Origin of the sequence: Micromonospora sp. WMMD712 (assembly GCF_029581295.1) — a bacterium.
Taxonomy (GTDB): domain Bacteria; phylum Actinomycetota; class Actinomycetes; order Mycobacteriales; family Micromonosporaceae; genus Micromonospora; species Micromonospora carbonacea.
The window spans coordinates 4,187,782-4,210,819 of the sequence record NZ_CP120743.1 but is presented as its reverse complement, the minus strand read 5'-3'; the positions used below and the strand labels follow the sequence as shown (position 1 = coordinate 4,210,819).

Genomic DNA, 23,038 nt, shown 5'->3' with positions numbered 1-23,038 from the left:
CGGACCGTCCTGCGCCGCCCGGCGGACGCCATCCTTCGACGGTCGCCCGGGCGCGGCCAGAGACCGGTCCGATAATCGACAACGAGTGTCGCGCACGTTCGGTGTCTCCCGCTTCGGCCGTTCGCCGCCCGTGTCCTGCCCGCATGTTGAACTTGGCGTGTATGCCGGTCGGAGCGCCCGGGCCAGGCCCTAGGCTCGTGCGCATGACCGCCGAGCAGCTGATCTCCTTCGCCCGTGGCGCTCCCTCGCTGGACATCGTCGATGTCGAGGGGCTCAAGGCCGCCGCCGTCCGCGCCTTCGACGCCGACCCCGCCGGGGTCACGGCGTACGGCACCTCCGTCGGTTACCCGCCGTTGCGGAAGTGGATCGCCGAGAAGCACGGCGTCGAGGCGGACCAGGTGCTCGTCACCAACGGCTCGCTCCAGGCGGACGCGTTCCTCTTCGACCACCTGGTCCGGGCCGGCGACGCGGTCGTGGTGGAGCGTCCCACCTACGACCGGACGCTGCTGAACCTCCAGCGGATGGGCGGCGAGGTCCACGGCGTGACCGTCCAGCCCGACGGCCTGGACACCGCCGAGCTGCGCAAGCTGCTGGAGTCCGGGGTACGCCCGAAGCTCGCCCACGTCATCCCCAACTACCAGAACCCGGCGGGCGTCACGCTGTCGCTGGACAAGCGGCGGGAACTGCTCGACCTGGCCGCCGAGTTCGGCTTCACCCTCTTCGAGGACGACCCGTACGCCGACATCCGGTTCCGGGGCGAGCCGCTGCCCTCGATGCTGTCGATGGACACCCGGGGCGTGGTGGTGCACGCCTCCAGCTTCACCAAGACGGTCTGCCCCGGCGTGCGGGTCGGCTACCTGGTCGGGCCGGCGGACCTGATCGGCGACATCGCGAAGAAGGCCACCAGCCTCTACATCTCGCCGGGCATGGTCTCCGAGGCGATCGTGCACCAGTTCTGCGTCTCCGGCGACATCACCCGCTCGATCGAGAAGGTCAGCGCCGCCCTCGGCGAGCGGGCCCGGGTGCTCGCCGAGTCGCTGCGCCGGCACATCCCCGAGGCGCGCTTCGTCGAGCCGGACGGCGGCTACTTCCTCTGGGTCGAACTGCCCGAGGACGTGCTGGTCGACCGCCTCGCCCCGGCGGCGGCCGAGCGCGGCGTGGCGGTCGTCAAGGGCAGCGACTTCGTGGTCGACGGCGGGCAGCACGCGCTCCGGCTGGCCTTCTCGGCCGTCACCGCCGACCGGATCGACGAGGGCGTCCGCCGACTCGCGGAGGCGATGGCAGCCGTTCGGGGCTGACCTTCCTGTCAGTTTGGTCACAACACGGTGGTGTGGGCCGGGTGGGGTCTCCCTTCCGCCCGGTCCACGGCCCACAATGCTGCGAGCGCCGTTCACACCGGCCAGCCCGCCTGCCCCTACGTGGGCCGGGCGGCCCCGGCCGGCGGCGCGCGAGGCATCACCCCCGCCCCCAAGGGCGTCGGGTGGGCCGGGCCGCCCCTCACCCCCCTGATGCGACCCGGCCCACCCGGCCCCGCCCCGCCCCGGCGGGTGGCGGCGGCCGGCCCGTTCTCCGGCGGCGGCGTCGGCGGGCCGGCCTGCGGCGGCCGGTGCCGGCCGGCCCGGCTCCGACGGGCGTACCCTGCAACCCGCGGCGGCGTCGGCGGTCGCGGCAGCGCGGGGAGGGGGTCGCCATGTCGGACCGGACGGAGCGGAACGAGGCCACGTCGCCCACGGGTGCGCGGGCGATCAAACCCCGGGCCTGGGCCCCGGTGCGGGCGATGACCCGGATCCTCAACGCCGACGGCAGCCAGCGCGCGCCCGTGCCGCCCGGCGTCGACTCCGGCCGCAGCGCGGTCATGGACTCCGCCCTCTACGTCGACGGCCGGCGGCAGCCCGGCGACCGGCACTACGCGGAGGCGCTGGCCGCCGCCCGCCGCGAGCGCGGCTTCGTCTGGATCGGCCTGCACGAGCCGGAGCTGGCCGAGATGACGGCGATCGCCGCCACCTTCGGCCTGCACGAGCTGGCCGTCGAGGACGCCGTCAAGGCCCAGCAGCGGCCCAAGCTGGAACGCTTCGGCGAAGTGAGCTTCCTGGTGCTGCGCACCGCCCGGTACTGCGAGCACGACGAGCTGACCGAGAACTCGGAGGTCGTCGAGACCGGTCAGGTGATGCTCTTCATCGGCCCGAACTTCGTGATCAGCGTCCGGCACGGCGACGCCTGCCGGCTCGCCCCGGTCCGCGCCGACCTGGAGGCCAAGCACGACCTGCTGGCGCACGGCCCCTGGGCCGTCGCGTACGCGGTCACCGACCGGGTGGTCGACCTCTACCTGGAGGTGGCCGACCAGCTGGAGGACGACCTGGACGTCCTGGAGGCCGACGTGTTCGACCGGCAGAGCAGCGGCCGGATCCAGCGGATCTACCAGATGAAGCGGGAACTGGTCGAGTTCAAGCGGGCCGTCGTCCCGTTGCAGCGCCCGCTGATGACCCTCACCGCGCAGGTCAGCCGGGAGATCCCGCAGGAGGTGCGGCGCTACTTCCGGGACGTGCAGGACCACCTCAGCCGCACGGTCGAGCAGGTCAACTCCTACGACGACCTGCTCAACTCGATCCTCCAGGCGCGGCTGGCCCAGGTCACGGTCGACCAGAACAACGACATGCGCAAGATCGCGGCGTGGGCCGCCATCGCGGCGGTCTGGACCGCGATCGCCGGCATCTACGGCATGAACTTCGAGAACATGCCGGAGCTCAAGATGACGTACGGCTATCCGGTCGTGCTCGCCCTGATGCTGGCCATCTCGCTCGCGCTCTACCGCTGGTTCCGCCGCAACGGCTGGCTGTGACGGCTCCGTCGTCGCGGCTGGCTCTGACGGCTCCGTCGTCGCGGTCGGTCGTGCCGGCATCGCCTGCGGCGCGGGACGACGGGGGTCGTCGCCGCGCCGCGGGCGGTGGCACGTGGGTCAGCGGCGGCCGCCGGAGCCGGCCGCCTTCTCCTTGTCGAGAGCCTTGTCGATGGCCTTGTCGAGGTTGTCGGCCGGGCGGCCGGAGACGTCCCGGGCGCCCTCGGCGACCGAGGGGACCTTGTCGGTCGGGTGGATCACCGGCTGGGCGCCTGGCCGGGGGGCCGAGGCGCCGGCCGAGGGGGTCTCCACGACCAGGGTGTCCACCTCGTCGCGGGCCGGCTCCAGGGTGCGGGTCGGGTCGTACTCGGACCATTCCTGCTGCTCGCGGCGGCGACGCAGCGCCATGGCGCCGGCCAGGCCGGCGACCGTGCCGGCGGCCAGCAGGCCGACCATCGTGCCCCGCGAGCGCTTCTGCTTCCGCTTCGCCTTCATGCTCTTCGCCTTGACCTTCCTGCTCACCGCGGCCTGCCGCGCGGCGGCGGCCTTCTTCCCCGCGACGGCCTTCCCGGCCGCCTCGGCCTGTGCGTTACGGACGGCCAGGGCGAGCGGCGCGAGGGCCGCGACCGTCGACGCGAGACCGCTGGACGCCCGGTCCCGCACCACGAGGGCGGTCGGCGCGACGGCTCCCCGGGCCGCCTGGACCCGCGGGCCGACCGTGGCACCGGCACCCTTGGCGGCGTACGTCGCGGCCTGTCGCAGGTGGCCGATGCCCTGGTTCAGCTCGGCCCTCGCCAGCTGCCCCTGGGTCTTGCGCCGCACGATTCCAAACACGGTCCCACCTCCTGGGAGTTGTTCCTTCGTCATCCTCCACCTTCGGATGCCTCCGCACTGCCAGAACGGGCACATGGGAGGATCCGCATGGAACTGACCAACGACTGAGGAGTACCCGTGGCCGAGGCTGTCTACGCCACCTTGCACACCAACGCCGGCCCGATCCGGCTGGAGCTGTTTCCCAACCACGCGCCGAAGACGGTCCGCAACTTCGTCGACCTGGCCGAGGGCAACAAGGAGTACACCGACCCGCGCACGGGTCAGCCGGGCAACGGGCCGTACTACGACGGCACGATCTCGCACCGGGTGATCAGCGGCTTCATGATCCAGATGGGTGACCCGACCGGCACCGGTCGCGGCGGCCCGGGCTACAAGTTCGGTGACGAGTTCCACCCCGAGCTGCGCTTCGACCGGCCCTACCTGCTGGCCATGGCGAACGCCGGGCCGGGCACCAACGGCTCGCAGTTCTTCATCACCGTCGGCCCGACCCCGCACCTGAACAACCGGCACACCATCTTCGGTCAGGTGGCCGACGAGGCGTCGGCGAAGGTCGTCGACTCGATCGCCAACACCCCCACGGGCCCGAGCGACCGCCCGCTCCAGGACGTCGTCATCGAGCGCGTCGAGATCGAGCGCATCCCGGCCTGACCGGCCGCGCGAGGTACCTTTGCTCGCATGACCGAGCGCCCCGCCGCACCGGGAGGCAGCAGCCGTGAGTGAGTCCCCGCCGACCACCCCGGTCTGCTACCGGCACCCTGGCCGGGAGACGTACGTCCGCTGCACCCGCTGCGACCGGCCGATCTGCCCCGACTGCATGCGGGACGCCTCGGTCGGGCACCAGTGCCCGGAGTGCGTGGACGAGGGACGCCGCAGTGTGCGGCCGGCGCGCACCGCCTTCGGTGGCGGTGCCGTCGGCCGCCTCGGCTACGTCACCAAGGCGCTCATCACGCTCAACGTCCTGCTCATGCTCCTGTCCATCGCCTCCGACCGGGGCGGGGACGCGCTGGCCGGCGGCTCCGGCTTCGGTGGCCTGATGGGCGGCAGCACCCCGCTCACCGACTGGGGTTCGGTGCTCGGCCAGGCCCTCTTCCCCGACGGCAGCGTGCACGGCATCGCCCAGGGCGAGTGGTACCGCCTGGTCACCGCGATGTTCCTGCACTACGGCATCGTGCACCTGTTGCTGAACATGTGGGCGCTGTGGGTGCTCGGGCGGTCCCTGGAGGCCAACCTCGGCCCGCTGCGCTTCCTCGCCCTCTATCTGATCGCCGGCCTCGGCGGGAACGTGGCGGCCTACCTGTTCAGCGCCGAGAACGCCACCACGGCCGGCGCGTCGACGGCGATCTTCGGCCTCTTCGCCGCGCTGATCGTGATCGAACGCCGGATGGGGCGGGACATCTCCTCGGTGCTGCCGGTCCTGGTGATCAACCTGGTCTTCACCCTGACCGTGCCGGGCATCTCCATCCCGGGCCACCTCGGCGGCCTGGTGACCGGCGGGGCCATGGCGCTGGTGCTGGCGTACGCGCCCCGGTCCCGGCGGACGCTGTTCCAGGTCGCCGGCGCGGCCGTCCTGCTGGTGGCGCTGCTCGCCCTGGCGGTCGTGCGCACCCTGACGCTGACCGGCTAGCCCGTCCACGGTCCCGGCGACGTCCCGTCGTCACCCTTCATCTGCCTGCTGTCCGTAATCGTCGCGGCCTCACGAGGCGGTGACCGGCGGACGCTGCTCTCTGTCACGGCCCTGCGGCCCGCCACCCGACCTGTACCCCCTTTGCTCTGCACCCACGCGCGCAACACCTTCGCTGAGCTGCGTATCCGCAAATGGCGCTGGGCGATGGGGCGCGGCCCGGTTGCGCTGCGTAGACCGCTGCGTATCCGGGTGCAGAGCAAAGGGCCAAGAGAAGGTGGTCGGCTTCGGACCGGCAGGCTTGCGCCGCCTAGAGGCCGCCTAGACCCCGATCCCCTGTCCCGAGCCCGGCATCCCGGGGTGGGCGGCGCGCAGCGCGTCGGCCACCTCGCCGGGCGGGGCGTCCAGGTCGTAGCGGCCGAACAGGTGCAGCGACTCGCCCGCGTCGATCTCCAGGACCTCGGCGGACAGGCCCAGCCGGGGCCGCCGGTCCACGGTGATCGCCTCCACGGCGGCCCAGTCGAGGTGCCGCCGACCCGCGAAGCCCCGGACCACGGTGATCCCCGCCGGGTCGACCGCGAGCCGCACCGGGGCCAGCAGGTCCCGCAGCGCCCAGCCGGCCAGCCCGGCGGCCACCACCCCGGCGAGCACGAGCCGCACCCGGTCGCCGTCGCCGAACACCAGCCCGAGCCCGACCAGCGCCGCCGCGCCGACCAGCTTCAGCGCCGGCAGCGCGGGCGGCACCCGCCACTGCCGGGCCGACGGTGCTGCGGGGGTCGGTGCCGGCTCCATCCCACCAGGATGCCAGCCGGGCCCGCCCCTGCCGGAAGCCCCGCCCGCGACAGGGCCCGCCCGCGACCGGCCCGGCCGCCGCGGGGGGACGGCCGGGCGGCGGAGGACGTACTATCGGGGCAGCTAGGTTACCGGGGAGTAAACATGAGTGACGCGGTCATCGTCGGTGCGGTGCGCACCCCGGTCGGGCGGCGCGCGGGCAGCCTCGCCGCCGTGCACCCGGTCGACCTCTCGGCGCACGTGCTGCGCGCCCTCGCCGAGCGCACCGGGATCGACCCCGGGCAGGTCGACGACGTGATCTGGGGCTGTGTGTCCCAGGTCGGCGAGCAGTCGTGGAACGTCGCCCGCAACGCCGTCCTCGCCGCCGGCTGGCCCGAGTCGGTGCCCGGCACCACCCTGGACCGGCAGTGCGGGTCCAGCCAGCAGGCCCTGCACTTCGCCGCCGCCACCGTCCTGTCCGGGCAGGCCGACCTGGTCGTCGCGGGCGGCGTCGAGTCGATGACCCGGGTGCCGATGGGCTCCAGCGTCGGCGGCGGCATGCCGTTCAGCGCCCAGGTCCGCGACCGCTACCGGGGCGTCGAGGGCTTCGCCGACGACGAGCCGCTGCCGTTCAACCAGGGTGTCGGCGCGGAGCTGATCGCCGCCCGCTGGCACTTCTCCCGGGCCCAGCTCGACGAGTTCGCCCTCGCCAGCCACGTCAAGGCCGCCGCCGCCCAGGACGCCGGGGCGTTCGACCCGGAGCTGGCCCCGGTGGCGCTGGCCGACGGCGGCAAGTTCGCCGCCGACGAGGGCATCCGGCGGGACACCTCGCTGGCCAAGCTGGGCGGGCTGAAGACCCCCTTCCGCGCCGACGGCGTCGTCACCGCCGGGTCCGCGTCCCAGATCTCCGACGGCGCCGCCGCGCTCGCCGTCACCACCTCCGAGTGGGCCAGCCGGCACGGCCTGCGCCCGCTGGCCCGGGTGCACACCGCCGTGGTCGCCGCCGACGACCCGGTCGCCATGCTCACCGCGCCGATCCCGGCCACCGCGAAGGCCCTGCGCCGCGCGGGGCTGGGCATCGAGGAGATCGGGGTGTACGAGGTGAACGAGGCGTTCGCCCCGGTGCCGCTGGCCTGGCTCGCCGAGACGGAGGCGGACCCGGAGCGGCTGAACCCGCGCGGCGGCGCGATCGCCCTGGGGCACCCGCTCGGCGCGTCCGGGGCCCGGATCATGACCACGATGCTCCAGCACATGCGCGACAACGGCATCCGCTACGGCCTCCAGACCATGTGCGAGGGCGGCGGCATGGCCAACGCCACCATCGTCGAGCTGCTCTGAGCCGGCGGGCGGGGAAAACCCCTCGCCGGCGGGCACGCCGCTGCCTACCCTGCCCACCGTGACCGACGCACCGACGCAGCCTGCCGACGCCGCGACATCGCCCCCTGACGCCGCGACGCCGCCCACCGGTGCGCCGACGCCGTCCGCCGACTGGGCCGACCCGGGCTGGCAGGCCCGCGCCCGCGACTGGGTCGCCGGCCAGCTCGACCGGGCCGGCCGCCGGATCACCGGGCCGGTGGAACCCCGGGTCCGGCCCTGGTCGCTGGTGTGGCGGGTGCCCACCGACGCCGGCCCGTACTGGTTCAAGGCCAACAACGCCGGCACCCGCTTCGAGGCCGGGCTGCTCGGCGCGCTGGCCCGGATCGCCCCCGGCCAGGTGCCCGACCCGGTGGCGGTCGACGCCGACCTGGGGTGGTCGCTGCTGCCCGACGGCGGCGAGACCCTGCGCGACGCGCTCGCCCGGCACCGCGACCCGGCCGTCTGGGAACGCGTCCTGCCCCGGTACGCGGCGCTCCAGCGCGCCGCCGCGCCCCGGGTCGGCGAGCTGCTGGCCCTCGGGGTGCCGGACCACCGTCCTGGGGCGCTGCCCGCCCTCCTCGCCGGGCTGCTCGACGACTCCGATGCCCTGCTCCTCGGCGCGGCGGGCGGCCTCACCACCGAGACGTCGGCGCGGCTGCGGGCGTTCCTGCCCGAGTACGCCGAGCGCTGCCGCCGGCTCGCCGCGTTCGGGGTGCCCGACAGCGTGCAGCACGACGACCTGCACGACGGCAACGTCTTCGCCGCCGACCACCGCTTCTTCGACTGGGGGGACGCCTCCGTCGCCCACCCGTTCGGGACGCTGCTGGTGACGCTGAACTCGGTGGCGCACTCCTTCGAGCTGCCCGATGGCGACCCGGTGCTGGTGCGGCTGCGCGACGCGTACCTCGAACCGTGGACCGACCGGCACGACCGGGCCGACCTGCGGGAGGCGGCCGGCCTCGCGGTCACGGTGACCAAGGTCAGCCGGGCGCTGTCCTGGCGGCGCGCGCTGAGCACGCCGGACCCGACCCGCGCCGAGTACGCCGAGGCGGTCCCCGGCTGGCTCGCCGAGCTGTTCGAACCCGACCGCCTCTGACCCCGCCGCCGATGGATTGTAAGAAGGGGACCCCTCTCTACCGTATGCGTTAACAAGGGGCCCCTCCTTGCGCGTGGAAGTTCCGTAGATTGGCGGTTGCCCATATCAGGCGCGGGGCGGGCTCGTTGGGCACGTCATGGACGTCTTCTCCCGCACGTTCCTTCCGGCAGCCGCCGAGACCGGGTTGGCCGTGCAGGCCGTCAGCCGGCACGTGCCGGTCTTCCGCCGCTGCGTCGGCGCCGGTGACGCCACCGTCCTGGTCGCCCGGTGCGGCCGACCCGACCGGGCCGCCGGCGAATACCTGCTGCTGCTCACCCACCGCCGGCTCGTGGTCACCCGGCAGACCCGGGTGCTGCACCGGCTCCGCCTGCATCTCAACGCCGAGCTGGGCGAGCTCAGCGACGTCACCTGGAGCGCCGACCCCCACCAGCCGGCGGTCGAGCTGGCCGCCACGGCCATCGACGGCGTACGGGAACGGTTCGTGATCCGCGTCCAGCACCCGAGGCAGGTGTGGCAGCTCGACGCGCTGCTGCACCACGCGTTCCGCACCCGGCTGCGCAGCTCGCGGGAGCGGGTGGTGGCCGCCATCGGCGACGCGCCGACCGCCGCCCGGGGCGCCGCGTTCCGGCCCGTCGTGGTGCACTGATCGGTTCCTTACCTGATCCGAACATGTCCTGACGCGCCCCGTCGGGCGGTGGTCGGCAATCATGGTCCGGTGACCGTCGACGCACCGCAGCGCGGGCTGGTCCTCGTCGTCGAGGACGAGCCGGCGATCGCCGAGCTGGTCCGGCTCTACCTGACGCGGGACGGCTTCGGCGTACACCTGGAACGCGACGGCGCGGCGGGGCTCTCCGCCGCCCGCCGGCTGCGCCCGGTCGCCTGTGTCCTGGACATCGCCCTGCCCGGGCTCGCCGGCACCGAGATCTGCCGGCGGCTGCGCGAGGCAGGCGACTGGACGCCGGTGCTCTTCCTCACCGCGCGCGACGACGAGGTGGACCGGATCATCGGCCTGGAGCTGGGCGCGGACGACTACGTGACGAAGCCGTTCAGCCCGCGCGAGCTGGTGGCCCGGGTGCGGGCGGTGCTGCGCCGCACGGCGGGCGTGCCGGAGGGCGTCGAGCGGCCCCGGACGGTCGGCCCGGTCACCCTCGACCCGACCCGCCGCACGGTGACCGTGTCCGGCGCGCCGGTGCAGCTCACCTCCACCGAGTTCGACCTGCTCGCGCACCTGATGGCCCGCCCCGGCCGGGTCTTCACCCGCGAGGAGCTGCTGGCCGGCGTCTGGGGCTACGCGGCCCACTCCGGCACCCGCACCGTCGACGTGCACGTGGCGCAGGTCCGGGCCAAGCTGGGCGGGGCGGCCGGGGTGATCCGCACCCACCGGGGCGTCGGGTACGCCGCCGATGGCTGACCGACCGGCGACGCCGGGGGAGTCCGTGCCGGCCCAGCCCACCGTCGCGCTGCCGGTGATCGGCCCGCGCCCGGCCGGCCCGCGCCGGCGTCGCCCCGGGCGTACCCTCACGGCCCGCGCGGTGTTCGTCACCTGCGCGGTCGCCCTCGTCTCGGTGCTGGTCACCGCGCTCGTCGCCGTCCCGCTGGCGGTGCGCGGTCAGGAGCGCCGCGACCAGGAGGCGCTCGCGGCGCAGGCGAGGCTCGCCGCCGACGTGCTGCGGGTGCGGGCCCCGAGGCAGCGGGACGCGGCGGGCGAACGGTTGATCCGCCAACTCCAGGACCAGGACATCGACGTGTACGTGATCCGCGCCGGCGCGGTCGACCACGCCGGCCTGCCCCGGCAGGTCGTCAACCGGGTCGCCGCCGGCAACGGTGTCTCCGGCCGGCGGTTGGTCGCCGGCGAGCGCGCCCTGGTCGAGGGGCGACCGCTGGCCGGCGGGGACGGCGTGGTGCTGACCCGGCCCGCCACCCCCGGCCTGTGGGGGCGGGTCGTCCGGGGCCTCTGGCTGCCGCTGCTCGCCGGCCTGGCCGCCGGCCTGGCGGCCGGGATGCTGCTGGCCCGCCGGCTGGCCCGGCCGATCCGCGTCGCCGCGACCGCCGCCGCCCGGCTCAGCGCCGGTGACCGGGCCGTCCGGGTGCCGGTCGAGCCGCCCGACGAGGTCGCCGAGCTGGCCCTGGCCCTGAACGGGCTCGCCGCCGCGCTGGCCACCAGCGAGGACCGGCAGCGGGAGTTCCTGCTCTCCGTCTCCCACGAACTGCGCACCCCGCTCACCGCCATCCGCGGCTACGCCGAGGCGCTGGCCGACGGGGTGATCGACGCGGACGACACGCCGCGCACCGGGCGCACCATGCTGGCCGAGGCCGAGCACCTGGACCGGCTGGTCCGTGACCTGCTCGCGTTGGCCCGGCTGGAGGCCGCCGACTTCCCCCTCGAACCGGTGCCGGTCGACCTGGCCCGGCTGGCCGCCGACGCGGAACACACCTGGGCCGACCGCTGCGCCGCCGTGGGGGTGACGTTCCGCCTGGAGATCCCCGACGGCCTGGTGCCCGCGTACACCGACCCGGGGCGCATCCGGCAGGTGGTCGACGGGCTGCTGGAGAACGCGCTGCGGGTCGTGCCCCCGGGCGCGCCGGTGGTGCTCGCGGCCCGGCCCGCCGGGGCCGACCCGGCGGCCGGCGGGATCCTGGAGGTGCGCGACGGCGGCCCCGGCTTCACCGACGACGACCTCGCGGTGGCGTTCGACCGGGGCGCGCTGCACGCGCGCTACCGGGGGGTGCGCAAGGTCGGCAGCGGCCTCGGGCTGGCGCTCGCCGCCGGGCTGGTCCGCCGGCTCGGCGGCGAGATCGCCGCCGGTCACGCCGCCGAGGGCGGGGCGGCGTTCACCGTGCGGCTGCCGGCCGGCCCTTACCTGACCCGAACATCGCGCTGACGCCCCCTGAGCACCGGGGCGGGACGCTGGGGCCCTCACCGACGAGAGGGAGACCCATGGCACGTCACGGATTTGCGGTCGCCGCCACCTCGCTGCTCGCGGCGGTCGCCCTGGGCGTCACCGGCTGCGGGCCGGCGCAGGTGGCGCAGGACGCCTCCAGGGAGGTCGCGGTCGACGTGTCCGCCGCGCTGGGCGCGGAGGGGCAGGCGCTCGCCGCGCTGGGCTTCGACCCGGGCGACCTCGACCTGATGGCTGCCCCGGCCCCGGCCGGCGCGGACCCGACCCAGTCGGGTTCGCCCGCGCCGGCCAGCGGCGAGCCCGGCGCGAAGGAGCGGCGGGGCGAGCGGGCGCAGGAGTGGCGCAAGCGCCGGCAGGCGCGGGTGCTGCTGCGGAAGAAGAACACCCTGCACGGCGAGGTCGTGGTGGGCACGAAGGACGGCGGCACGAGGACCGTCGCCGTGCAGCGCGGTGAGGTCACCGCGATCGACGGCGACTCGATGACCGTGAAGTCCACCGACGGGTTCACGATGACGTGGACCTTCGGCGACGACCTGCGGGTGGTCGAGCGACGCAAGACGATCCAGCCCGAGGCGGTGCGGGTCGGCGCGACGGTCGGCGTGGCCGGCGCGAAGGACGGCGACGCCGCCAAGGCCCGGCTCGTCCTGCTCAAGTGAGCAAGCAGGGGCCCCTTGTTAACGCATTCTGTTGCACAGGGGGCCCCTGCAAACAACCAACGCCGCCGCGTCAGCCCGGCGGCGGCAGGGCGTACCCGACGTAATCCCGCCAGGTCAGCGTCCAGCCGGCGGGCACCAGGTCGGCGCAGACCTTCCGGGTGCCGGTGCAGACGATCGCATCCGTCGAGCCCGGGTCGGCCGGCGGCCGGTCCGGCAGCACCGACTGGAGCGCCACCAGCTCGGGCGGCCGGCCGTCGGCGTCGCGCAGCAGGAGCCACCACGGGTACTCCCAGTTGTCGTTCTGCTGCACCAGCCCCACCCGCCGCGCGCCGCTGGCCCGGACCGCGTCGGCCGCCGCCCGAAACTCGTCGGCCCACTGCGGCCGGCGCAGGAAGCGGGTGTCCCACTCCGAGGTGGTGAAGACCGAGCCGGCCCCGACCAGCCGGCGCGGGAAGCCGTACGACAGGGCGAGCACCCCGGCCAGCGCGGACCCGGCCAGCATCGCGACCGCCAGCCCGGCCGCCACCGACCGCCGGCGGCCCGGGGCGGAGGAGGAGCCGCCCGCGGACTCCGACTCCGACGCCAGCCGGCGACGGAAGAGCGAGTCCAGCCAGAGCCCGGCGAGCGGGGCCGCCAGGACCAGGGCGTACAGCAGCAGCCGGTTCCCCCACGGTTGCCACTTGATCATTGCGGTGTGCAGCGCGACGGCCGCCACCACCACGGTCGCGTACCCGCGCAGGGCGGCGGCCGCCGCCGGGCTGACCCGCGCCGGCCGGGCCAGCGCCAGCGCCGCGCCGACCAGCGCCAGCGTGCCGGCCAGCGGGAACGCCACCCGATCCTCGTCGGGATACCAGGACGGCACCGGGAAGGTCTCCCGGCCGAAGGTGATGGCCCGGTCCTGCGGGTCCACCCCGATCGCCCGCGCCCCGGCCATGATCGCCTCGGCGGTGCCCGCCCGCACCGGCGCGAGCGGCGTGTCCAGCGCGGTGTGCCCGATCCGCAGGGCGTTGACCAGGACCGACGGCGGGTCGTGCCGTTCCATCGGGATGGACTCGCGCAGCCGCGGCGGCCCCAACGGGTGCCCGAACTCCGCCTGCACGCGGGCCAGGAACGGGCCGACCACCAGCAGGGCCACCAGCACCACCAGCACCGACCCGGCCACGGTCCGGGCCGTGCCGCCCGCGCGGGACTCCGGCGGCCCGGGCGGCTCCGGCGCGCCGCCGCCCGCCCCCGGCCGGGTGACGCCGGCCGCTGCGGCCGGGGCCACCAGGTCGGCCCCGCCGGTCGGCAGACCGACGCGGCCCGCGCCGACCAGGGCCGGCCGGGCCGGTCCGTCGACCCTGGCCCCGACCCGCCGGTCGCGGTCCGTGCCCCGCCCGGTCCCGCCGAGGTACGCCAGCCGGAGCTGCCCGATCCCCCAGAGCAGCAGCAACGGGCCGACGCCGATCAGGCCGCTGGTCTTCGTCACCGCGGTCAGCCCCGTCGCCGCGCCGAGCAGCAGCAGCGTGCCGAACCCCGCCCGGCGGCGCAGCCCGTCCAGGGCGAGGGTCGCCACGCAGGCCACCCAGGCGGCGCAGACCAGGTCGGTCTGGGTGCTGGTCGCCTGGAGCGCCACCATGGGCGTGGTGCCCAGCACGAACGCGGTGAGGAGCTGGGCCCGCCTGCCCCCGCCGAGCTGCGCCGCGATCCGGGCGACCGCAAGCAGGCAACCCACCCCGGCGGCCCACTGGACCAGGTTGTACAACGCGTCGCCGCCGGTGAACAGGCGCAGGTGCAGCAGCAGGTACTCCGCGCCGGGCGGGATCGTCACCTGCCGGTGGATGGCGGTGGGCCAGAACTCCAGGCTGCCCTGGGCCACCCAGTGCTCCACCTTCGGCAGGTGGTACGTCTGCGAGTCGAAGTTGTTCGGCTCGGCGAGCAGCGCGATCAGCAGCTCCACCAGGACGAGCCCGCCGACCGTGCCGGCGAGCAGACGCTCGCCCCGCCCGGCCGTACGCCACCGGTCGGCCAGCCGGGCGCGGACGGTGGCCGGGCCCGGTGCGCCGCCCGGCCCGCCCGACGCCCGGGCCCCGCCCGGCCCGGCGGCCCGGCGGCGTCGCCAGGTCGCCGCCGCCACGGCGACGGCGACGAAGGCCAGCCACGCGACCGCGAACGCGGGCAGGGTCAACAGGCGCAGCGCGCCGAGCAGCTCCACGGTCAGCACCGCGAACGCGCCGGTGACCACCGCGGCCCGGACCACGGCGAGGCGCAGCGGGGCGACGGTGTCCGGCCGGGCGGGGCGCAGCGCCACGACGAGGGACGGGACGGCGACGAGCGGGGCCGCCACGAGCAGGGAGCCGGCTGCCGACATGGCGCGAAGTAAACACCATCCGGCTGAATGCGCCGCGTCCGACGCCCGGCCGTGCTGCACCCCGCCGCGCTGAGCTGCCAAGCTAGGCTAAGCCCGACGTGCCGTCGCAACCGTGGAGATTCCCGTGAAGCTCTCGATCCTCATGCCGGTCTACAACGAGGAAGAACGCATCGCGGATGCCCTCAAGCAGGCCCTGGCGGTCGACTACCCGTGCGAGATCGAGCTGGTCGTGGTCGACGACGGCAGCCGCGACGGCACCGGCGAGGTCCTCGGCCGCGCCGACGACGCGCGGCTGCGGGTGATCACCCACCAGCGCAACGCCGGCAAGGGCGCGGCCATCAAGACAGCGGTCGACAACGCCGAGGGTGAATACATGGTCATCCTCGACGCCGACCTGGAGTACGACCCGCAGGACATCCCCAGGCTGCTCGACCCGGTGCTCGACGGTCGCGCCACGGTGGTCTACGGCAACCGCACCTTCGGCAGCCACAGCGCCTACAGCTTCTGGTACGTGATGGGCAACAAGGGCGTCACCATGGCGGCCAACGTGCTGTTCAACTCGTACATCGGCGACCTGGAGACCTGCTTCAAGCTGATGCCGGTGGAGCTCTACCGTTCCCTCGACATCCGCTCGCGGGGCTTCGGCATGGAGGCGGAGGTGACCGGCAAGCTGCTGCGCCGGCGCATCCGCCCGTACGAGGTGCCGATCAGCTACCGCGCGCGCGGCCGCGAGGAGGGCAAGAAGATCACCTGGAAGGACGGCGTCGAGGCGATCTGGATCCTCGGCCGGGAGCGCACCCGCCGCCGTCCCCTGGTCGCCTCGCAGCACTGATTCCGACGCCCCCCGCCGCGGTGGCGGTCATGCGGGCCGTGCCGTTAGCCTGAACAAGTTGAAGTCCACTTCAATTCAAGGCGACGTGATGCAGGAATCCCTGACCATCGGCCAGCTCGCCGCGCGCAGCGGGGTCGCACCCTCGGCGCTGCGCTACTACGAGCGCCTCGGCCTCATCCGGGCCGACCGCACCGGCGGCAACCAGCGCCGCTACGCCCGCACCGAACTGCGCAGGGTCGCGTTCATCCGCGTTTCCCAGCAGGTCGGCGTCTCGCTGGAGGAGATCCGCGAGGCGCTGGACTCCCTGCCCGCCTCCCGCACGCCCACGGCGGCCGACTGGGCCGAACTCTCCGCCGCCTGGCGGGCCCGGCTCAGCGAGAAGATCCGCCTGATGAGCAAGCTCCGCGACGACCTCGACGGCTGCATCGGCTGCGGCTGCCTGTCGTTGCAGCGCTGCGTCCTCTACAACCCCGACGACAAGCTGTCCGGCGAGGGCCCCGGCGCCCGCCTCATGCTTCCCCGCCCCGAGTCCGCCGCCGGTCCCGCGCCCGCGACCTCCGCCTGCGGCGACTGCGCCCCCGCACCCGCACCCGCCTAGACGGTCAGCAGCACCTTCCCCACGTGGGCGTTGGACTCGACCAGGCGGTGCGCGTCGGCGGCCTGGGCCATCGGCAGCCGCCGGTCGACGACCGGGCGGACCCTGCCGGCGGCGACCAACGGCCACACCTGCTCGCGTACGCCCGCCACGATCTCCGCCTTCTCCGCCAGCGGCCGGGAGCGCAGCGCGGTGGCCGCCACCGACGCCCGCTTGGCCAGCAGCGCGCCCAGGTCCAGCTCCGCCTTCCGGCCGCCCTGCATCCCGATCACCACCAGCCGGCCGCCGGTGGCCAGCGCCGCCACGTTCCGGGCCAGGTAGGACGCGCCCATGATGTCGAGGATCACGTCCGCGCCCCGACCGTCGGTGACCCGGCGGACCTCCTCGACGAAGTCCTGCTCCCGGTAGTCGACCGCGTGTGCCGCGCCCAGCCCGAGCAGCCGCTCGTGCTTCGCCGACCGGGCGGTCACCACCACCGTGGCCCCCAGCGCCGCGCCGAGCTGCACGGCGAACGTGCCGATCCCGCTGCCCCCGCCGTGCACCAGCAGCGTCTCGCCCCGAGCCAGCCCGGCGAGCCGCACGACGTTCGACCACACCGTGCACGCCACCTCGGGCAGCGCCGCCGCGTCGACCAGGTCGACGCCGTCCGGCACCGGCAGCAACTGCCCGGCGGGCACGGCCACCCGCTCGGCGTACCCGCCGCCGGCCAGCAGCGCGCAGACCTCCCGGCCGACCTCCCACCCGGCCACGTCGGGGCCGATCGCGCTGATCACCCCCGAGCACTCCAACCCGGGGTACGCGGGCGCGCCCGCCGGGGGCGGATAGTGCCCCTGCCGTTGCAGCAGGTCAGCCCGGTTGACGGCGCTGGCCCGCACGTCGACGACCACCTCGCCGGGACCGGGCTCGGGGTCGGGCACCTCCGCCCAGACGAGTGCGTCGGGTCCACCGGGCTCCGGGATCGTGATCGCGCGCATGTCCCAGTCATACCCGATCCGGCGCGCCCGCCACGTCCGGGCTGTCCCGGTCCGTCGCCGTCCGGTGCCGGTGGGACGGTGAGTCACAGGTTGGCCGGCTTCTGGCAGACTAGGCAGCGGTCGCGCCCCGCGGGGCGCGGGCCGGGAGGGTTCGCCTAGTGGCCGATGGCGCTGGTCTTGAAAACCGGTAAGGCAGCGATGTCTTCGTGGGTTCGAATCCCACACCCTCCGCTTCACCCAGGCACGAGCATCCAAGGCGCCATGGCTGCTGCCAGATGTTGACAACTTGGGAAAATGCGGCGCAGTGACCGCTAGTGCTCCTTCTTGAACTCAGCTGTCCAAGATCTGCCACAGGGCCGTCTAGCTGCGTTCGTGTAACTCGGATACGTTGCGGAAACCTTTTCGACCTGACCGAGTTGCGCGAGGAGACGGATGTCCCAGGATGTTGATCCCGCTGCTCCTACTCGTGGTGAGGGCGTGAGGACCAAGGCGCAACGCATGCTCGCCTGGCCCGGGAATCACCCCACGGCGGCGAAAGTGGTCGGAGGGGCGCTCGCCATTCTCTTCGGTGCCTTCCTAGCCTTTGTTAGCGATCGGATCAATGCTCCCGATGAGGTTCCCGCCAATGAGCCCGGGCCCACTGCCGCCGTCAGGCGGATCGGCAACTACTGCTTGGCGGGATGGGTCGTTTCCCAGCCTCCCAGAGAGATTAATCCTCAGCTCGACGACGGTTGGAATGGTTGGGCAAAAAGCGTCGGAGCGGTGCCGACGGGCCCAGACTCGTACGAGCTGACCGTGCAGGGTTCCTCCTCCGCTCAGGTGATCATCACCGAATTGCGTGCGAAGGTGCTGAGCCGGGCACCAGCCCTTGACGGAACATGGGTGAAGGTCGGTTGTGGTGGTGAGACGGGTTACCGATATTCCGAGATCCGGCTCGACGAGGACCCTCCGACGGTGGTCCCTGCCGATGGTGAGAATGGCACCCCGCTCCGAACGCCGTACGAGGTCTCCCTGGAAGACGCTGAGATATTTGCGATCCACGCGTCGGTCAATCTCTACGACGTTCTCTGGGAGTTGGAGGTCGACTGGGCGAGTGACGGAAAGACCGGCACTCTCGTCGTCAACGACAACGGTAAGCCGTTCCGGACGACCGGAACGGTGAACGTTGGAGCCACCTGCACCTGGACCGAGCAGGCTGACCAGATCATCGACTCCGCGTCCGATGGATGCTAGCGGTGAAGACATCCAGGCTGACGGCATTGGTCACCATTCTCATCGGTCTCCCGGTCGGCTGTTCCGGCGTGACCGGCCGGCCTGCCGACGAGGCTGGTTTGGTTGCCCGGCTGCCGGGGCCGATAACTCTGATCACTACGTCCGGGGCGAACTCCGCGGTTGTCAGCAGTGGGCGAGAGATCTGGTGGATCGGCCCTGAGGAGAAGGTCGTCGGCGTTCCTCTGAGCTCCGTCTTCCCCCGGGGCGGGGATCCTGTCGTGGCCCCGGGGCCAACCCTTCCCAAGCAGGTGACGCTGACCGAGGCAGGCGGCATCCTAGCTGTTTCAGGAAACCTGTGGACGGCGAGACTGGATGAAGTCAGGAGGTACGATTCACGGAGAGCGGTCGCCGACCCGGGCGTCGCGCCGATGGCGCGAATTCCTCTCTCGCCTGCTGCTGTATCGGAGCACGGAAACTCAACAGATATTCCCATGCTCGCCGCCTTCGGTTCGGTCTGGGTTCTTACTCTGGCCAACGGCGGTCCTGGTCAGGAAGTCGTCCGCATCGATTCAAACAAGAACGAGATCGTTGCCCGTATCTCGGTGTCGGGCAGGCGGCTGGAGGGGAACGGGGGCTCACTGGTGGCGAACTCCCGTCACCTCTTCGTTCTGTCCGACGGGAAGATCTTCAAGATCGATCCCGGCCGTAACGCTGTCGAGGGGGAATTCGTCGCCAACATTCCTTCGCTGCCAGGTGAGCTTCCCGGCCGGATCAACAGCGTGGCCGCACTCGAGGACACCCTGGTCGCCTTCGGGGCGACCTACAACAGCGCCTTGGGGTCGGACCGATACAGCCTGACCCGGATCGATCCCGAAAAGCTCTATCCCGTCGATCAGCATGGGTTTGACTTCGAGGGCGCAGCCATGCAGGTGTCGGAGGGGATCGTGATCGGCGACCGTGCGATCCTTGCGCCCGCTAGCCAGGGGATCTTCCGCATCACGATACCCGCCCCCGGCGTCACCCATGTCGAGCTGAAGATTCAGCCGTTCCTGCCGCCGAGAAGCCTTCCCGAATACCTTTGCAACTCCCAGACCGGTATCAGCTATGTCTCGACAAGCAACGGCGTCGTATGGGCTGTGGACCGGAACAACGGGATCTGGGCGCTCGACCCGAAGCAGGACAGGATTCCGGTCTCATCTCATCAGGAGGGTTCGGAAGACTGCCCAGAGGAAGATCCGGCCGGTGACTGACAACTGTCGGCCGCCGCAGACGTCAAGCCCGGACTGGTCATCCGCGCCTCTGACAGTGAGGGGATCACCCGGCTGGTCTGACTCGGCCTCTGACGTCGGGCCCAGACGCCTTTGACGCGTCACGGGCTTCGCAGGTAGTGCGACGAGCGGGGGCCCGATGCGTGCCGGTGGTCGATAGGCGGGACGTCGCGGGGTAAGAAGGGGCGCAGGAAATCACGCCCACCGGAAGGACCATCCCCGATGTCCCTGGAACGACCGATCGCCCCGGACCCGTACGAGCTGCTGCCCACCGTCGCGTCGTTCGCCCTGAACAGCGACGACGTGCACAACGGCGAGCCGATGGACGCCCGGTACGCCCACGGCAGCGTCGGCGGCGAGAACGTCTCGCCCCAGCTGGCCTGGTCGGGCTTCCCCGCCGAGACGAAGAGTTTCGTGGTCACCTGCTTCGACCCGGACGCGCCGACCGGCAGCGGCTTCTGGCACTGGGTGCTGGTCGACGTGCCCGCCTCGGTGACCGAGCTGCCCCGGGGCGTCAAGGAGGCCGACCTGGGCGGCGCGTTCAGCGTCCGCAACGACTACGGCGACACCGGGTTCGGCGGCGCCGCCCCGCCCGCGGGTGACCGCCCGCACCGGTACGTCTTCGCCGTGCACGCCGTCGACGTCGAGCGCCTCGACGTGGGCGCGGGGGCGAGCTGCGCGTACGTGGGCTTCAACCTGGCCTTCCACACCCTGGCCCGGGCGGTGATCCGCCCGACGTACCAGGTCAAGGCCTGACCCTGCCCCCACCCCGCTTCCGCGATCTTGCACTTAGGGCCCCGGCAGAACGGACAAAGGCCGTGAACGGTGGGCCGCAAGTGCAAGATCGCCGCGGGAGGGGGTGGGAGGGCGGGGAGGGAGGCGGGGGAGGGAGGCGGGGGAGGGAGGGGAGGAGGGTTCGGGTCAGGCGGGGACTCGGGCTACGGCGAAGACGGACTGGCCGAACGGGGGGCGGACCAGTTGCTCGGCGGCCTTGGTCGCCGGGAGGACCAGGGTGTCGTAGACCTTCACCATGGGGCCCTCCTTCGGCATCAGCCGGAAGACCTTGGTCGCCATGAAGTAGCCGATCAGGCCGAGCGCGTTCGCGTAGTGGATCTTCTCCACGGTCAGGCCGGCGTCGGTCATCGCGGCGGCCAGGGTCTTCTTCGTGTACCGCCGGACGTGGCCGGTGGCGATGTCCGCCGGGCTCATCGCGAACTCGAACGCCGGCACGATGATGATCACGTTGCCGCCGGGGCGGACCAGGTCGCGCATGCTGCGCAGCGCGCCCACGTGGTCCTCGATGTGCTCCAGCACGTTGTACGAGACGGCGGCGCTGTAGTCCCCGCGCTCGGAGTGCGGCAGCAGCATCTGCCGCACCTCGATGGTCGGCTGCTCGGCGAGGCGCTCCTTCAGGGCGACCAGCCGGTCCGGGTCGGCCTCGGTGGCCGTGAACCGGGGAAGGTGCGCCGACCACTCCAGGGCGTAGTCGCCCAGGCCGCTGCCGATCTCGATAGGGTTGTCACCGAGGTGCGGGACGGCCAGTTCGACGAACCACCTGCGGTGGTTGACCGCCGTCGCAAGCCCTTCGAGGACTTCGGACTGGACTCGCTGATCCCCAGTGATATCTGCCATGCGTCGATTCCTCACGGTGTGACTCGACCTGCCCCGGGACCGACAGAGTGAACCATCCGAAGCGGACGGCGGGGAAATCGGGGCACCGAAGTGGCCGAATTGCGGTCGGGGGTGGGCACGAGATCGGCGGTCGGCGAACCCGGCACATAGTACGCCAGTCCCCAGAAACATGTCACGTCAGTGCCAAACGCTGACTACTCTACGAATTGTCATGACTACTCATCAATCGGGCCGCCCGGATGGCGGGGCCGGGGGCGGCGCGGCCGGCTCCCCGGCCGGGGGCGCGCCCGACGAGGGGCAAGTCGGCGTCGCGGCGGCTGGTCGGGGGCGCTGGACGGATGCCGCCGCCGTGCTCAGCTTCGCGCTGATCGCCTTCTGGGTGACGCTGCGGTTCTGGCTCAACCCGGCGCACGGGGTGCGGGACAACCGGTCCGATCAGGCGCTCTTCGAATGGATGCTGGCGCACGGCGCGCGCGTGGTGACCGAATTCGCATATCCGTTCGGCTCGGATCGGATGAACGTGCCGGACGGCGTGAATCTCATGGCCAATACATCCGTATTGTCCATTTCATTGCCAATGACGCCGGTCACCGTCCTGTTCGGCCCGCGTACCGCATTCCTGGTCTTTCTCACCGGCGGCATGATCGCCACCGCGACCGCCTGGTATTTCGTGCTCTCCCGGGTGCTGATCGGGGCGCGCGGGCCGGCCTGGCTCGGTGCCGGCTTCTGCGCCTTCGCCCCCGCGATGGTGTCGCACGCCAACGCCCACCCCAACATCGTCAGCCAGTTCGTCGTGCCGCTCATCGTCTGGCGCACCCTGCGACTGGCGGACGGGGGCCGGTGGCTGCGCAACGGCGTACTGCTCGGCCTCGTGATCGTCTGGCAGGCGTTCATCAACCTGGAGATCCTGCTGATGACCGCGATCGGGCTCGGCGTCGTGGTCGTCGCGCTCGCCCTCGGCCGGGCCGGCGTGCGTCGGCAGGCCCGGCCGTTCCTCGCCGGCCTCGCGGTCGCCGCCGTGCTCTCCGCCGTCCTGCTGGCCTACCCGCTCTACGTGCAGTTCTTCGGCCCCGGCGCGTACGAGGGGTTGTCCCGGCTGATCCGTGGCTACCGCACCGACCTCGCCGCGTTCACCGCGTTCGCCCGCGAGTCGGTGGCGGGCGACCCGGAGGCCAACGTGAAGCTGGTGAAGAACCCCACCGAGGAGAACGGCTTCTTCGGCTGGCCGCTGGTCGTGCTGGTGGGCGCGATCGTGTGGTGGCTGCGGCGCAGCCCGGCGGTGCTCGGCCTCGCGGCGGTCGGCCTCCTCTTCGCCGTCCTCTCGCTCGGCCGCGAGATCCAGTTCGAGGGCCGGGCGACCGGCGTCCCCGGCCCCTGGGCCGCGCTGGAGGACCTGCCGATCCTGCACTCCGTGGTGCCGACCCGGTGGGCGCTGGCGACCGTGCCGATCGTCGGGGTGCTGCTCGCGCTCGGCGCGGACCGCGTCCGCCGGCTCGCCCGGGAGCACCCCGCCGCCCGGCCGCAGATCCGCTTCGCCACCGCCACCGTGCTGACCATGGCGCTGCTCCCCGCGTTCCCCACCCCGCTGCCCTCGGCCCGCCTCGACCCCGTGCCCGAGTTCGTCACCTCCGGCGCCTGGCGGCCGTACGTGGCCGGGGGGCGCAGCGTGGTGACCCTGCCGCTGCCCGACACCGACTACCCGGACCCGCTGCGCTGGTCGGCGGCGACCGGGCTGGACCTGCCGCTGGCGCGCGGCTACTTCCTCGGGCCGGACACCCGCCCCCGGGCGCCGGAGGGCCGGATCGCCCTGTTCACCGCCCCGCCCCGCCCCACCAGCAGCTTCTTCATCACCATCCGGCGCACCGGCCAGGTGCCCCCGGTCACCCCGCTGACCCGGGTGAGCGCCGTGGACGACCTGCGGTACTGGCGGGCGGGGGTGGTCGTGCTCGGCCCGCACGAGCACGCCGACGCCCTGCGCCGGGGCATGACCGAGCTGACCGGCATCCGTCCCACGTACACGGGCGGGGCCTGGGTGTGGGACGTCCGCCCGCTGACGAACTGAAGCCCGGCGGCGGCGTGGGTGTCCGGAGGGAGAGGCGGCGTTG

The 23,038-nt window shown here is 73.1% G+C and carries 21 protein-coding genes and 1 tRNA gene; 17 read left to right on the top strand and 5 right to left on the bottom strand.

Annotation, left to right across the window (positions count from 1 at the left end):
* Positions 1-203 precede the first annotated feature (203 nt).
* Positions 204-1,298: a PLP-dependent aminotransferase family protein gene (locus O7633_RS18125; protein WP_074479031.1), complete on the top strand. Its 1,095-nt coding sequence runs from the start codon at positions 204-206 to the stop codon at positions 1,296-1,298.
* A gap of 392 nt (positions 1,299-1,690) precedes the next feature.
* Positions 1,691-2,839: a magnesium/cobalt transporter CorA gene (gene corA, locus O7633_RS18120; protein WP_074479032.1), complete on the top strand. Its 1,149-nt coding sequence runs from the start codon at positions 1,691-1,693 to the stop codon at positions 2,837-2,839.
* 117 nt (positions 2,840-2,956) lie between these two features.
* Here corA and O7633_RS18115 read toward each other — a convergent pair whose 3' ends face one another.
* The gene (locus O7633_RS18115; RefSeq protein WP_278130227.1) at positions 2,957-3,703 is read right to left on the bottom strand and encodes a hypothetical protein; all 747 of its coding nucleotides are present in this window, start codon (positions 3,701-3,703) and stop codon (positions 2,957-2,959) included.
* Between the two features lie 84 nt (positions 3,704-3,787).
* Here O7633_RS18115 and O7633_RS18110 point away from each other — a divergent pair, with 84 nt between their 5' ends.
* Together O7633_RS18110 and O7633_RS18105 are read left to right on the top strand one after the other, a co-directional pair.
* The gene (locus O7633_RS18110) at positions 3,788-4,318 is read left to right on the top strand and encodes a peptidylprolyl isomerase (RefSeq protein WP_278130224.1); all 531 of its coding nucleotides are present in this window, start codon (positions 3,788-3,790) and stop codon (positions 4,316-4,318) included.
* Positions 4,319-4,382: 64 nt separating this feature from the next.
* Complete coding sequence (locus O7633_RS18105) at positions 4,383-5,294, top strand: rhomboid family intramembrane serine protease (protein ID WP_282323259.1); 912 nt, start codon at positions 4,383-4,385, stop codon at positions 5,292-5,294.
* 318 nt (positions 5,295-5,612) lie between these two features.
* On the opposite strand, the gene O7633_RS18100 is transcribed toward O7633_RS18105, so the two are convergent.
* Complete coding sequence (locus tag O7633_RS18100) at positions 5,613-6,083, bottom strand: PH domain-containing protein (RefSeq protein ID WP_282323258.1); 471 nt, start codon at positions 6,081-6,083, stop codon at positions 5,613-5,615.
* Between the two features lie 144 nt (positions 6,084-6,227).
* Between O7633_RS18100 and O7633_RS18095 the strand changes: the two genes are divergently transcribed.
* The 6 genes from O7633_RS18095 to O7633_RS18070 all read left to right on the top strand — a co-directional run bounded on the left by O7633_RS18095 (position 6,228) and on the right by O7633_RS18070 (position 12,070).
* The gene (locus O7633_RS18095; RefSeq protein WP_282323257.1) at positions 6,228-7,400 is read left to right on the top strand and encodes an acetyl-CoA C-acyltransferase; all 1,173 of its coding nucleotides are present in this window, start codon (positions 6,228-6,230) and stop codon (positions 7,398-7,400) included.
* Positions 7,401-7,458: 58 nt separating this feature from the next.
* Positions 7,459-8,514, top strand: coding sequence for a phosphotransferase (locus O7633_RS18090; protein WP_282323256.1), 1,056 nt, complete (start codon positions 7,459-7,461; stop codon positions 8,512-8,514).
* A 136-nt stretch (positions 8,515-8,650) separates the two neighbouring features.
* The gene (locus tag O7633_RS18085) at positions 8,651-9,160 is read left to right on the top strand and encodes a hypothetical protein (protein ID WP_074479038.1); all 510 of its coding nucleotides are present in this window, start codon (positions 8,651-8,653) and stop codon (positions 9,158-9,160) included.
* Between the two features lie 69 nt (positions 9,161-9,229).
* The gene (locus tag O7633_RS18080; protein WP_074479039.1) at positions 9,230-9,925 is read left to right on the top strand and encodes a response regulator transcription factor; all 696 of its coding nucleotides are present in this window, start codon (positions 9,230-9,232) and stop codon (positions 9,923-9,925) included.
* Positions 9,918-11,396, top strand: coding sequence for a HAMP domain-containing sensor histidine kinase (locus tag O7633_RS18075; protein ID WP_282323254.1), 1,479 nt, complete (start codon positions 9,918-9,920; stop codon positions 11,394-11,396). The genes O7633_RS18080 and O7633_RS18075 overlap by 8 nt, the downstream gene beginning before the upstream one ends.
* A 56-nt stretch (positions 11,397-11,452) precedes the next feature.
* Positions 11,453-12,070 (top strand): hypothetical protein, encoded by a 618-nt coding sequence (locus O7633_RS18070; RefSeq protein ID WP_282323253.1) that lies wholly within the window; start codon positions 11,453-11,455, stop codon positions 12,068-12,070.
* A 70-nt stretch (positions 12,071-12,140) separates the two neighbouring features.
* Here O7633_RS18070 and O7633_RS18065 read toward each other — a convergent pair whose 3' ends face one another.
* Positions 12,141-14,420: a hypothetical protein gene (locus O7633_RS18065; RefSeq protein WP_282323252.1), complete on the bottom strand. Its 2,280-nt coding sequence runs from the start codon at positions 14,418-14,420 to the stop codon at positions 12,141-12,143.
* Between the two features lie 124 nt (positions 14,421-14,544).
* On the opposite strand from O7633_RS18065, the gene O7633_RS18060 reads away from it, so the two are divergent.
* The gene (locus tag O7633_RS18060) at positions 14,545-15,252 is read left to right on the top strand and encodes a glycosyltransferase family 2 protein (protein WP_278130209.1); all 708 of its coding nucleotides are present in this window, start codon (positions 14,545-14,547) and stop codon (positions 15,250-15,252) included.
* Between the two features lie 88 nt (positions 15,253-15,340).
* Positions 15,341-15,850: a redox-sensitive transcriptional activator SoxR gene (soxR, locus tag O7633_RS18055; protein WP_282323251.1), complete on the top strand. Its 510-nt coding sequence runs from the start codon at positions 15,341-15,343 to the stop codon at positions 15,848-15,850.
* Here soxR and O7633_RS18050 read toward each other — a convergent pair.
* Positions 15,847-16,821 (bottom strand): NAD(P)H-quinone oxidoreductase, encoded by a 975-nt coding sequence (locus tag O7633_RS18050; RefSeq protein ID WP_282323250.1) that lies wholly within the window; start codon positions 16,819-16,821, stop codon positions 15,847-15,849. The two genes, soxR and O7633_RS18050, sit on opposite strands and share 4 nt — an antisense overlap.
* A gap of 144 nt (positions 16,822-16,965) precedes the next feature.
* Between O7633_RS18050 and O7633_RS18045 the strand changes: the two genes are divergently transcribed.
* The 4 genes from O7633_RS18045 (at position 16,966) to O7633_RS18030 (ending at position 20,057) form a co-directional block, all read left to right on the top strand.
* Positions 16,966-17,052, top strand: a tRNA-Ser gene (locus tag O7633_RS18045).
* 246 nt (positions 17,053-17,298) lie between these two features.
* Positions 17,299-18,054 carry a hypothetical protein gene (locus tag O7633_RS18040; protein WP_282323249.1) on the top strand — a complete coding sequence of 252 codons (756 nt, stop codon included), beginning with the start codon at positions 17,299-17,301 and terminating at the stop codon, positions 18,052-18,054.
* A 2-nt stretch (positions 18,055-18,056) separates the two neighbouring features.
* Positions 18,057-19,283, top strand: coding sequence for a hypothetical protein (locus tag O7633_RS18035; protein WP_282323248.1), 1,227 nt, complete (start codon positions 18,057-18,059; stop codon positions 19,281-19,283).
* A 240-nt stretch (positions 19,284-19,523) separates the two neighbouring features.
* Positions 19,524-20,057, top strand: a complete 534-nt coding sequence (locus O7633_RS18030) for a YbhB/YbcL family Raf kinase inhibitor-like protein (protein ID WP_282323247.1) — start codon at positions 19,524-19,526, stop codon at positions 20,055-20,057.
* 165 nt (positions 20,058-20,222) lie between these two features.
* Here O7633_RS18030 and O7633_RS18025 read toward each other — a convergent pair whose 3' ends face one another.
* The gene (locus tag O7633_RS18025; RefSeq protein ID WP_278130199.1) at positions 20,223-20,933 is read right to left on the bottom strand and encodes a class I SAM-dependent methyltransferase; all 711 of its coding nucleotides are present in this window, start codon (positions 20,931-20,933) and stop codon (positions 20,223-20,225) included.
* 211 nt (positions 20,934-21,144) lie between these two features.
* Here O7633_RS18025 and O7633_RS18020 point away from each other — a divergent pair, with 211 nt between their 5' ends.
* The gene (locus tag O7633_RS18020; protein ID WP_282323246.1) at positions 21,145-22,995 is read left to right on the top strand and encodes a hypothetical protein; all 1,851 of its coding nucleotides are present in this window, start codon (positions 21,145-21,147) and stop codon (positions 22,993-22,995) included.
* The last annotated feature ends 43 nt before the right edge of the window (positions 22,996-23,038 follow it).

Coding starts and splice junctions, on each gene's coding strand:
- O7633_RS18125 (WP_074479031.1), top strand. CDS start 204: ATGACCGCCGAGCAGCTGATCTCCTTCGCCCGTGGCGCTCCCTCGCTG.
- corA (WP_074479032.1), top strand. CDS start 1,691: ATGTCGGACCGGACGGAGCGGAACGAGGCCACGTCGCCCACGGGTGCG.
- O7633_RS18115 (WP_278130227.1), bottom strand. CDS start 3,703: ATGACGAAGGAACAACTCCCAGGAGGTGGGACCGTGTTTGGAATCGTG.
- O7633_RS18100 (WP_282323258.1), bottom strand. CDS start 6,083: ATGGAGCCGGCACCGACCCCCGCAGCACCGTCGGCCCGGCAGTGGCGG.
- O7633_RS18095 (WP_282323257.1), top strand. CDS start 6,228: ATGAGTGACGCGGTCATCGTCGGTGCGGTGCGCACCCCGGTCGGGCGG.
- O7633_RS18085 (WP_074479038.1), top strand. CDS start 8,651: ATGGACGTCTTCTCCCGCACGTTCCTTCCGGCAGCCGCCGAGACCGGG.
- O7633_RS18075 (WP_282323254.1), top strand. CDS start 9,918: ATGGCTGACCGACCGGCGACGCCGGGGGAGTCCGTGCCGGCCCAGCCC.
- O7633_RS18070 (WP_282323253.1), top strand. CDS start 11,453: ATGGCACGTCACGGATTTGCGGTCGCCGCCACCTCGCTGCTCGCGGCG.
- O7633_RS18065 (WP_282323252.1), bottom strand. CDS start 14,420: ATGTCGGCAGCCGGCTCCCTGCTCGTGGCGGCCCCGCTCGTCGCCGTC.
- soxR (WP_282323251.1), top strand. CDS start 15,341: ATGCAGGAATCCCTGACCATCGGCCAGCTCGCCGCGCGCAGCGGGGTC.
- O7633_RS18050 (WP_282323250.1), bottom strand. CDS start 16,821: ATGCGCGCGATCACGATCCCGGAGCCCGGTGGACCCGACGCACTCGTC.
- O7633_RS18030 (WP_282323247.1), top strand. CDS start 19,524: ATGTCCCTGGAACGACCGATCGCCCCGGACCCGTACGAGCTGCTGCCC.
- O7633_RS18025 (WP_278130199.1), bottom strand. CDS start 20,933: ATGGCAGATATCACTGGGGATCAGCGAGTCCAGTCCGAAGTCCTCGAA.
- O7633_RS18020 (WP_282323246.1), top strand. CDS start 21,145: ATGACTACTCATCAATCGGGCCGCCCGGATGGCGGGGCCGGGGGCGGC.